This window comes from Candidatus Liberimonas magnetica (genome assembly GCA_020523885.1).
GTDB classification, from domain to species: domain Bacteria; phylum Elusimicrobiota; class Endomicrobiia; order Endomicrobiales; family JAFGIL01; genus Liberimonas; species Liberimonas magnetica.
In genome coordinates, this window is sequence record JAJAPY010000014.1 from 68695 (window position 1) to 79527 (window position 10833).

Here is a 10833-nt window from a genome sequence, read left to right on the forward strand (position 1 = left end):
ATAACACTTCTCCGCTGGCATTTTAATACTAAGGATGGCCCGTAGAAAAGAAGTATATAGATAAAAAAAGCACTGGGTTACCTCAACTAGTGACTTGAATTCCGGAGATAAACACCATAATCATTGAGCATGTACAATAAACCTTGAAACTGTAAGTGAGGGAATGAAAATGAAATATTGTATAGTCGTAGAAGATGATTTTTCCTCAGCCCATGCACTCAGAGGGTATAAAGGAAAATGCGAAAACTTACACGGGCATAACTGGAAAGTAAAAGTGTCGGTTGGAGGTAAAAAATTGGGCAAACTTGGCATGCTCATGGATTTTAAAGATTTAAAAATGTATCTTTCAAAGATTCTTACAAAGCTTGACCATTTGGAGCTTAATAAGCTAAAACCCTTTGACAAGATAAACCCCACGGCTGAAAATATTGCATCCTATATATTTAACGAACTTGAAAATAGTATAAAGAAATCCGGTTTTAAAGGTATTAAAACTAAACAGGTTATGGTTTGGGAAAGCGATATAACCTGTGTAGTGGTAAGCAAGTGATCCCTATGAAAAAAGCCGTGGTCTTACTCTCTGGAGGTCTTGACTCTTCAACAGTTCTTTTCTGGGCCAGACAAAAAGGCTACCTTTGTCATTGCCTAATAATTGATTACGGGCAAAGGCACGAAAAGGAATTAAATTCAGCAAAAAAAATCGCTAAAACTGCGAATTGCCCCTATAAAATAATAAAGATAAACCTTCCATGGAACAAAAGCTCCTTAGTAGATAAGAATCAAAAAATACCGGTGAATAAAGTGTTAAAAAACAGGTTGCCGTCTACCTACGTACCCGGCAGAAATACCATATTTATTGCTTTTGCCCTGTCCTACGCAGAGACAATCGGTGCAAAAGATATATTTATCGGAGCCAATTCTGTGGATTTTTCCGGGTATCCGGATTGCAGGCCGAATTATTACAGGGCTATAAATAAGGTATTCAAAGCATTAGGTACGGGCATAAAAGTAAATGCACCTATACTAAAGTTTACAAAATCAGGTATCGTTAAGCTTGGACTCAGACTCGGGGTTCCTTATCGTTTAACCTGGTCCTGTTATCAGGGCGGCAAAAAACCGTGCGGGGTCTGCGATTCATGCAAATTCAGGAAGAAAGGTTTTGGACAGGCAAAAGCCAGTGATCCTTTAATATGAGAATGATAAAAGCTCCTATAGCTGGGATTTTTTTTTCATACCAGGGCGAAGGTATACACATAGGAAAACCGCAGGTGTTCGTTAGGTTTTTCGGGTGTAATATTACCTGTGATTACTGCGACACTAAGAAAAGCAGCTATAAATTAATGGATGTAAAGCAGGTACTTGAAAAGATAGATAGACTGGTAAAAAGACATTTTTATGCTAATTTAATGTATAGGAAATTCAATAACACAGAGATTGCTTCGTCCCGCTACTGCGGGACTCGCAATGACACTTCTTTAGTCATTGCGAGAAGCGAAGCGACGAAGCAATCTAACTTAAGAATAAATCCAAGTATATCAATAACAGGTGGTGAACCCCTTGTTTATAATGAGTTTTTATCCGAATTGTTGCCCCCTTTAAAGAAAAATGGGTATGAGATATATCTTGAAACGAACGGGATTTTGAAGGATAACCTTAAAAAAGTTAATAAGTGGGTAGACACGATAGCTATGGACATAAAATTGCCTTCTGCCTGCGGGAAGGCATTTTGGAAACAGCACAAAGGTTTTTTAGAAATTGGCAAAGGCAAGATTTTTGTAAAAGTAGTTCTAACGTACAAAACTAAAGATGAAGAGATAAAAAGGGCAATAGATATTGTAAGGAAAATATCTGTAAAAATTCCGTTTATTTTTCAGCCTGCAACACCTGTTAAAGGATGCAAAACAATAAAACCTTTATTATTATATAGTTTATTAAGATATACAAAAAGAAAACTCAGTTTCGTAAATATACTTCCACAAATGCATAAGATATGGAAAATAAAATGAATTTTAAGTTATGTATCAGTAACTACTTGCTTTTATCTGAATAACACGCATAAACAATTAAAATATTCATTTTTCAATGCATTTTATTAAAATAATAACGAAATCAAGAAAGAGCATAATTCCAAAAATTATTTCAAATCTATATTCATGTATATCGTTCGCCTGTAAAAAACCTTTAATTCCAAAAATTGAGAATTTACAAAGATTTTACAATATTTTTGTTGAAATTCCTTATATTTAGGTTATAATATATAATAATATAAATATTATGAAGATAAATTTAATAGTTTTAATCATTTTATGTCTTTTCATTAACCTGTTTTCTTCCTTTGCGGTTAACGCGCAGGAAAGCGGTATTGTAGCGACAGCAGCGCTTGGAAATACCATTGATGTTGCAAGAACTTTCCTGGCATTGTCCTGCGTTTCAGCCACGGTAGATATTGTGATGGGCAAAATAACATTCCAGAGTTCAATTGCAATCCCTGAAAAAAACAAATCGCAGGATAAGTCTAAAACCGCCAAGGACTTCGAACAGGTATTTTCTATTCCAACCTTCAGTAATTATTCCTGGAATATTTCTGAGTGTAAAGCCTGCCAGGATTTTAACAATACTTTTGCGGTTTGCGGCAATGATTTACAGTTCTTGGTGCTTTTAAAGAAGTTTCTGCTGCAATTTTTTATTTTTCTGATATTTATGACTCTTTTTTTCCTTTTGCCAAGAGGTACAATAGATAACTACGTAATTTCAAATATCAATATAAAAACGTTTAAACCCGGCTTATCTTAGCCGGGTTTTTTATTGGTGCAAGATAAATTGCGCTTAAGGGAACAATGAATTTCAAAAAGATTACCGCTATCCTAACTACTCTATGTTTCATATTTAGCTTTATCGTCAGCCAGCCCCTCCAGGCAGTGGTTGAGAAGCAGAAAGAACTTAAAGATTTTAAAAAGATCTTTGACTCTTTTGTCCTGCCTGTTACGGTCGGAAGAATGACGGATTCTTGTGCAGCGTATAGCGTAGAGCGTAGAGCGGATAGTAGAAGCTTTCAGGACCAGAACTATGCGCTATCCGCTGAACGTTATCCGCTGGTAATTAACATCCAGGACCTGCACTGCCATCCGGAAGTGCAAAAGAACATAGCCAAGATACTTTCAATCCTGGACAACAAATACCACATGAAAAAAGTATATATTGAAGGCGCTTCCGGGCCTGTAGACACATCTTGGATAACACAGGTCAAGGACAAAAGGCTTAAAACAAAAATACTTGAGACCCTGATAAACGGCGGGAAACTTACCGGAGCGGAATATTATTCGGCAATAAGTGACAAACCCGGGCTCCTGTTCGGTGTTGACGATAAAAAGCTTCATACGGATAATATCATCAGGTTAAACGCTATTGAGAACAGCCAGAAAGAAATAATGGCAGGTCTTGGAAAGCTTTCCCCGGACCTTGATACGCTTAAAGAAAGGTACTACAATCCCAGAAACAGAAAGTTAGACGATGTTGTCCTCAAATATAAGAATGGGAAAACGAACTCGCAGAAATACTATTCAAGTTTAATCAAATACTCAAAAAACCTTGATATTGATATAGCAAACTTCAAGAATATCCTTGGATTTTCAAATACTTTAAGCCTTGCAAAAGAGCTCAATTACAAAAAGATAACCCATGAACTCCAGAGCTATATTGCAGTTTTAAAACAGAAGCTCCCGTACAGCGCTTACAGCCTGCTTGTTGCAAATACCGTTAATTTTACACAGGCAAACCAGCTCTATGTATACCTCTCAAAGATATCGAAAGATTATGATCCCTCCCTGACGAATGAATTGCCTAACCTTAAGAAGTTTTTTACTTACCTTGATTCAAGCAAAGATCTTAACCCTATTCAATTAGTCAAAGAAGAAGATAAACTGATTAACGAGATCCGTTTAAGGCTTGCATTAAAGCCAAGCGAGCGCGATATAGTTTTTATGATTGATTTTTCAAGGTATTTAAAGAACTACCTGTCCTCTAAAATATCAGCCGAAGATTACAAATATATTGAAGACAATATCCCTAAATTCAATTCGTTGTGGGCTCAATATATTGGAAACGATAAATTCTCCCAGATTCAGCCATATATTTCATTGCTTAACGAATATTACAGTGTAAACTTAAAAAGGAACGACGCCCTTCTTGCGAACTGTGACATCCAGGAACAAGGGATCAGTGAAACTGTTTTAACTCCGAACTCCGAACCCCTAACTTCTGCTTCGCAGCCCAAGGACGCACCGAACTCGCAGGTTGAACCGTCGAATTTGCTTGAAAAAGCCGATGAGGTTATAGTGATAATAACAGGCGGTTTCCATACACTCGGTCTTTCAGAACTAATGAAACAGAAGAATATCCAGTATGTGGTAATTACACCGAACGTAACCCAGGATGTTGGTTTTGCGGAAAATACTTATACGGAGTTTTTAAAATTTGAAGGCGATATGCTAGCCTCACAACCAAAAACCTTTGGGATGCTGCCTAATCAATTAAATAACATGGTTTCACAGGTAAAACAGGAATTAGTGTTTAGTACGGTAGATTTTTCAAACATCAAACTTGCCAGCAACCATTTAAACTCTCTGCAGCTTATAATACTTTCAATGCTTGGTTTACATGACAGGGCGACTATAATTGCCGGCGATCTAGTTCAGAGCATATCAAAAGGTGAAATTACACTTGATGATGCAAAAAAAGCCATTACTGAGATGCTTAAAGAGAACATCCCGGGCAAAGATAATAAAATAGACATAAGTGAGAATAACGGGAAATATACGCTTACTATAAGCTATGTTGACGCAGAAGGAAAAACTATTTCTGTGCTGCGCGAATACGATAAGGCCGGGCATTATCTGGGGCTGGCGAACGGCAGTAAAGCAGCTATAAAGAAAGCAGTAAATATCCAAAATATGGGTACGATCCCTTTAAAAGACCTTCAGGCCACGATCTATCAAATCCCTGAAGGCGGTACTGACAGGGCCGGGCATGAAAGAGAGGACACCTTAAGGATATTGGAGATATTTAAAATTGAGTTCACAGAAGCTGAACAAGAACTGATAAAGGAAAAGATACAAAATAGTCACGGCATAAAAGCTGTTTTATTGACAAGGGAAACGATTGAGAATGCTCTTTCTAGCGGCGGCAAGATTAAACTTGATAAAGAAATGGGAATTATTGCCGGTGATTTCTTAGGCAAAGAAGTTAATGTGGGTGCCAGCGCCGGCATGGTGTTGGAAGGTGTTAAATCAAATGAATTGGATTTGGGAACTTTATCAAAAAAAGAAAAAGTCAGGTTAAGTCCGTCAGCTTTATGTATGATAAAAGTCGGAGACTATTATTTATTGTCATTTAGGAAAAACGCATTAAGGAAAGGGAAATATGAAATAACCCCGATAGGAGGAGTATATAGTTTTTCTGATGAAGCTGGAAGACAGCAATATGAAGCAGCTGGAATAAAAATGGAGCCTGAAGCAGACAGGCTTGAAATGAGGCAATACATATCCGGCAGGGATTTGCAGAAGTTTATAGAGTTGTTCAAAAAAGGGATAGGAAGGGAAACAAATCCCTTAAGAGAATTAGTAGAAGAATTAAGAGATGAAGAGACATTATTCGATGTGCTGCCCAAAAATATCTATGATGATATAAATTATGAATTTAGAAGAAGTATAGCCAAAGAGTTTGAGAAAAGCCTTCAGCCTGCATGGAAATCCACGCTTCCAACATATTTAATCTGGGCAGCGATTGAGACACTGATGCTTGGGGTAATAAGCCTTGTGCCAGTTACCGGGTTTTTAAGAATAGCCGTATTTGGAGCGGTAACTTTAGCCTTTACCTCGCTTCATATCATAAATGATGTCCGGGAGTATAACAAAGGCTATATTACGAAAAAAGAAATACTAAAACGTTTTATTGTACGGCTTGGCATAGCTGTAATTGCGGTATTCTTGCCGTTTACTCTTCTAAACCCGGCACCTGCCATAGCCACAAGCCTGTTAACTCACGGTGTATGGAACACAATAGCGGCATTTACAAAACTGCCGGCACTTAGCTTAAAGAGTGCAAAAGTTTACCCGGCTAACCTGCCCAATAGCAGACCCGAGTTTTCAGAGATTTGGAGAACGGTAAGAACGAAGTCTGTTAAAATACGGTCATTTAACAGCCTAACTACGCCGGATGGTATAAAGTTGGAAATGGTTAAAGATATTGAAAAACTGCTTGGCGTTGAGCTTGATACGTTAGATGCTCGTTCGGCATTTTATGCATTGGTGCGGATATTAATTGCTGACAGGGCAGAGCTTGAAAAGCTGGCAAAGCCGTTAAAATTAAATAGTAAAGATATTTTAATTCCGAATGCGTCTGATTTGTTGGAAAAAGTATACGGTAGTGACGCTCTGCCGGTACTATTGGAATATATAAGTAAAGTCCAGCCGAATACAAAAGAAGACATTGATATGGTTCGCATGGTTATTATGTCTGGCTTTAGACCGGCAGTATTGAACAGCAGTCCTGAGATGCAGAAGACAGCATTACAAACGTTATGGGGATTCACGAATAACTTGACGTATGGGTGGTACAATGGGACTTCTGAATTAAATGAGTTAGACAAAGTTGTCTCAGAATTAATAAAGGAGATTCCAAAAGGTGCTGACCATACTCGCCATCCGCTGTATAGAAGATATTTAAGATTACAATATAATTGTAAGGATTTTTTAAGTCAGAATATTGATAGAACTGCTAAATATAACCTTAAAGTGTTGTTTAAGAAAGTGGAACAAATGTTTGAGCAACAGAGCCTTAACGAAGATGAATTAAGTTTAGCCCTGGACAACATAGATGCAATTATAACTCAATTAAAAATAGTGGAGCAAAGAAATGCGCCTTCTTGGTTGATGTATGAATATATTGATGAAGAGTTACCTGAGATAGATTTACTGAAAGCAGATTTAAGTATAATGAATTATTATGACATACTTAGAGTCGGTCCACGCACAAGCCCGGACACAATACAGAAATCGTATAGGAAATTAGCCCGTACATACCATCCGGATGTTAATAAAAATCCAAAAGCACAAATTGTATTTATGCTAATCAACGAAGCTTATGAGGTATTAAGCGATCCTGACAGAAGAAGTAACTATGATAGGTATGGAAAAAGAGCGGCATTGACAGTAGAAAGCAGTTACGAGTTTGTAGGGAATCTGGTCAACAGAATTTTAGGCAAAAATGAGTTGGCTCAAGGATGGGAAACCCTAAGGCATGAAACTACAATAAATTCCGGCAAATATGTCTATACGCATCCGGTCTTAAGGGCAATTACACAGCTTTTAGCGCCATTTTTAGAGTTTAGCCTGTTCGATACTAAAGATGTGGCAGAACTTCTTGAGGTGCACAGTGTAAGCGTGTATTATTCTGATGAAGAAAGAAAAGCTATCCGGAAAGAGATAGCCGAAAGGATAGGGGCAGTAAAAACCGCAATGGATATAGGCGAGAAGATAGGCGGGCTTGTCGGCGGTGTAATACTGTTTGCACCTTTGATGATTTTGATGGCATTATCAGCTCCAGCTCATATACTGATGCTTGGGTTTGTCTGTCCTATAATAAGTCTTAAGAAATTAGAAAAGCTGTCTGCAAAGATAGGAAGGAACACGGCAAATCTTCTTATGCATTTAGTCTTAAACATTCAAAATATTGTAACACGCGGCGATGCCTCTTTAACGACAAGCACCCCTGCCTCAGCAAAGCTTGACCAGTCTAACCTACCAGAAATGAATTCGAATTTCTTGAGTATTTTGCAAACCTTGGAAAGAAATCCTGTTAAAAAGTGTTCATTTAACAGCATAATTACACCAGACGGCAAAAAATACTCCGGTGTCAAGCATATAGAAACTCTGCTGGGTGTTGAGCTGGATTCTCTTGATTCTGGTATGGCATATTACGCATTGATTCGTATAATGATTTCTGATATTGATGGCCTTGACAGGTTAGCTAAACAAAGAGGTGTGGACCAGGATAAAGAGATATTAGTTGCTTATGCGGCTGAACTGTTAGGTAAGGTGTACGGGAGTTCTGCCCTGCCGTTTTTCTTGGGGTATATAAGGAACATACAACTTAAGACAAAAAAAGATGTAGCTACAGTTTACAGGGTTATCAGTATGGGGGTTAAAAAAGCAGCCTTAGGCAGTACCCCCGAATTCTTAGATGAGGCTCTCAGCACGTTAGAAAAACTTAAAAGAGACGGCAGGTTTACCCCATACAGGACTACTTACCAGGTAACTACATTAAATGGGATTATATCTGAAGGAATTAGCACTATAAAGATATTAAGTAAACTCCAAACCATGAAGATACGTCAAGAGTTGGCAGGTTTACTAACCATTGCAGGAGATCTTGATAAAATACAGGATTTTAGCAACTTAACTGAAATTAAATCTCAAGTTAATCAAATAGAAACCCTTCTGGGTGTCGAGCTGGATTCGCTGGAAACCAATACGGCATACTACGCATTAGTATACATATTAATTGCCGACAAGACAGATCTGGATAAGTTAGCGGATAAATCTGGATTGAGTTCGAGTAAAGACATTTTAACTGCTTTTGCGGCTGAATTGTTAGAGGAAGTATATGGCAATTCTGCCCTGCCGCTGTTTTTTGAATTTATAAGAAATGTCCAGGTTCAAACTCCGAAAGACGTGGATGTAATTTTCAGGATTATCAATATTGGGTTTGGAAAAACGTTACTGCAAAGTACCCCCGAGTTACAGGATGAGGCCTTAAATTTACTGCAGAAACTTAAGGATGACGACAGGTTTACTCCGTTTAAGGGTAATAGAGCAAAAAGAGATTTAGATGCTATTATAGAGGGAAAGATTAATGATATAGAAATTTTGAATAAATTTGAAAACATAAAAATACGTCCAGAATTTGCAGGTTTATTAGAATTTAATGCAGATCTTGACGAACAAGAGCCATTTGACATCATACATAAGCCGGGCGTTAAAAAGCCAAGAAATGTTATAGTCATGAACAGCCTTCTAGGGGTTGATTTAGATGTATTAAGTCCTAAAATGGCATGCTACGGATTAATGCGCGTACTTTTTGCTGATAAGGCAGAGCTGGATAAGTTAGCTGATAAATTGGAACCGGAATTACAATCGGACAGGGGTCTTTTAATTCCTTATGCTGTTGAGCTGTTGGCAAGAGTATTTGGGAAATTGGCCGTGCCGGTGCTCTTGGCATACATAAGGAAAATCCAGCCTAAAACAAAGGAAGATGTAGCCGCAGTTCACAGAGTTATCAGTGCTGGATTTAAAGCAGCATTAATAAATGGCGATAACGTGTTACGGAGACAAGTAATAGATGCGTTACAAAAACTTATGTATGACAACAGGTTTACTCCATACAGAGGTACTTATGAGAAGGAAATGTTGGATAGAAGTATATTGGAAACAATACAGGATATTCAAAACGACGCAAAATATGCTTCAGATCCAAACTATGAGAGATATTTAAGGTTAAATGAAAAATATAAGGTTTTGAAGCAATATGATATCGATGAAGGCGCTGATACTGCAATTAAATCATTATTTACGTCATTGCAGCAACTGTTTAAAATATATTCAAATGAAAATGAGGTAAGGATTGCTTTAGCAAGCATAGAAAGTATTATAGAAGCTGTTATAAAGAAATTATCAGAAAATATAAATTCAGAACTTTTAAATGCAGGCATTGATTATTATAAAGTACTTGGAGTAGATAGAAATGCATCTGGTGATAAAATAAAGAAAGCTTATAGGAAATTAGCCAAACAATACCATCCGGATATTACTAAGAACGATGAAAAATTGGCAGCTAAATTTAGAGAGATCCAGCAAGCTTATGAGGTGCTAAGCGATGATGAAAAAAGAAAAAAATATGATCCGGATTATACGGGAGAAACTAAGGAACAGGAAACGCCGGTACAGGAAACACCAAAAACACAAATATTAGCACTACAGGCCCCGGCAGTTGCGGCGCCGAGTTTAAAGCTCTTTAGTCCTTTACATGATAAAATCGGAAAAAAATTGGCCGACCCAAACCTTGGCGTTCTTGGCAAAGCATTCTACGGTTTCCTTTACTTATTTACGGGTGTTTTTGGAGAGAGCGTGGGGCTTGCCGTTGCCTATGCTTTGTTTGGTTCAAATCCTGCCGGGCTTCTGGCAATAACAGGCATATTTGCAGCACTGCATATCATAACCGACATGGTTGAGCTTTTACCTAAGTATCAACACAAGCAAATTAGCCTATCAAAAATGGTCGGGACAATAGCTCTTAATTTAGTTATAAGAGTTACTGTGTCACTTGTAGTAGTATTTTTGCCTTTTTCTTTTGTTTCGATCCTAAGTATTTCTCCGGTAACAGCGGCAATAATGGGCGGTTACCTTAGCATGGTTTTCCACGATTATTATAACGAAAATATCGCACTCTATTTTGGCCTGCCTGCGTTAGCACTTGCTAATATAGCCATACCTGAAGAAGATCTTAAGCAGATAGAGAAGCTGGGGGTTTCAGACATAGTTGAAAAAGTAGATATAACACCTTGGGTAATACCTCAATTCCCAGATACAGTTTCTATTAAACTTAAGAAAAAGATTCCGGACTATTTACTAAAACTGTTAAGCGCAGAGGTTACATTTTCGCTTGGAGATAAGAGCACAGTCGTTCCTCTGGTAAGGGTGAACGACGGGTACGTTTTAAAAGGCACTTTCCTTCCTGGTTCCAGCGGTAAATATAGATACAGCGTTAAAGTAAAAATTG

General features: G+C 37.7%; 4 protein-coding genes and 2 pseudogenes. All 6 read left to right on the plus strand.

The window, feature by feature from the left end; genetic code table 11:
• The first annotated feature begins 169 nt into the window (after window positions 1-169).
• The 6 genes and pseudogenes from queD (at window position 170) to LHV68_10490 (ending at window position 9956) form a co-directional block, all read left to right on the plus strand.
• Window positions 170-550: a 6-carboxytetrahydropterin synthase QueD gene (gene queD / locus LHV68_10465; GenBank protein ID MCB4792292.1), complete on the plus strand. Its 381-nt coding sequence runs from the start codon at window positions 170-172 to the stop codon at window positions 548-550.
• 5 nt (window positions 551-555) lie between these two features.
• Complete coding sequence (queC, locus tag LHV68_10470) at window positions 556-1194, plus strand: 7-cyano-7-deazaguanine synthase QueC (GenBank protein ID MCB4792293.1); 639 nt, start codon at window positions 556-558, stop codon at window positions 1192-1194.
• Complete coding sequence (locus LHV68_10475) at window positions 1191-2006, plus strand: 7-carboxy-7-deazaguanine synthase QueE (protein ID MCB4792294.1); 816 nt, start codon at window positions 1191-1193, stop codon at window positions 2004-2006. Before queC ends, LHV68_10475 begins: the two co-directional genes overlap by 4 nt.
• Before the next feature lie 268 nt (window positions 2007-2274).
• Window positions 2275-2793 carry a hypothetical protein gene (locus tag LHV68_10480; GenBank protein MCB4792295.1) on the plus strand — a complete coding sequence of 173 codons (519 nt, stop codon included), beginning with the start codon at window positions 2275-2277 and terminating at the stop codon, window positions 2791-2793.
• Window positions 2794-5264: 2471 nt separating this feature from the next.
• Window positions 5265-7181: pseudogene (locus LHV68_10485) on the plus strand (DnaJ domain-containing protein).
• A gap of 2583 nt (window positions 7182-9764) precedes the next feature.
• Window positions 9765-9956, plus strand: a pseudogene (locus tag LHV68_10490) (DnaJ domain-containing protein).
• Window positions 9957-10833 lie beyond the last annotated feature (877 nt).

Bases quoted from the DNA above. Each gene is read 5' to 3' on its own strand.
- queC (MCB4792293.1), top strand. From the start codon at position 556: ATGAAAAAAGCCGTGGTCTTACTCTCTGGAGGTCTTGACTCTTCAACA.
- LHV68_10480 (MCB4792295.1), top strand. From the start codon at position 2,275: ATGAAGATAAATTTAATAGTTTTAATCATTTTATGTCTTTTCATTAAC.
- queD (MCB4792292.1), top strand. From the start codon at position 170: ATGAAATATTGTATAGTCGTAGAAGATGATTTTTCCTCAGCCCATGCA.
- LHV68_10475 (MCB4792294.1), top strand. From the start codon at position 1,191: ATGAGAATGATAAAAGCTCCTATAGCTGGGATTTTTTTTTCATACCAG.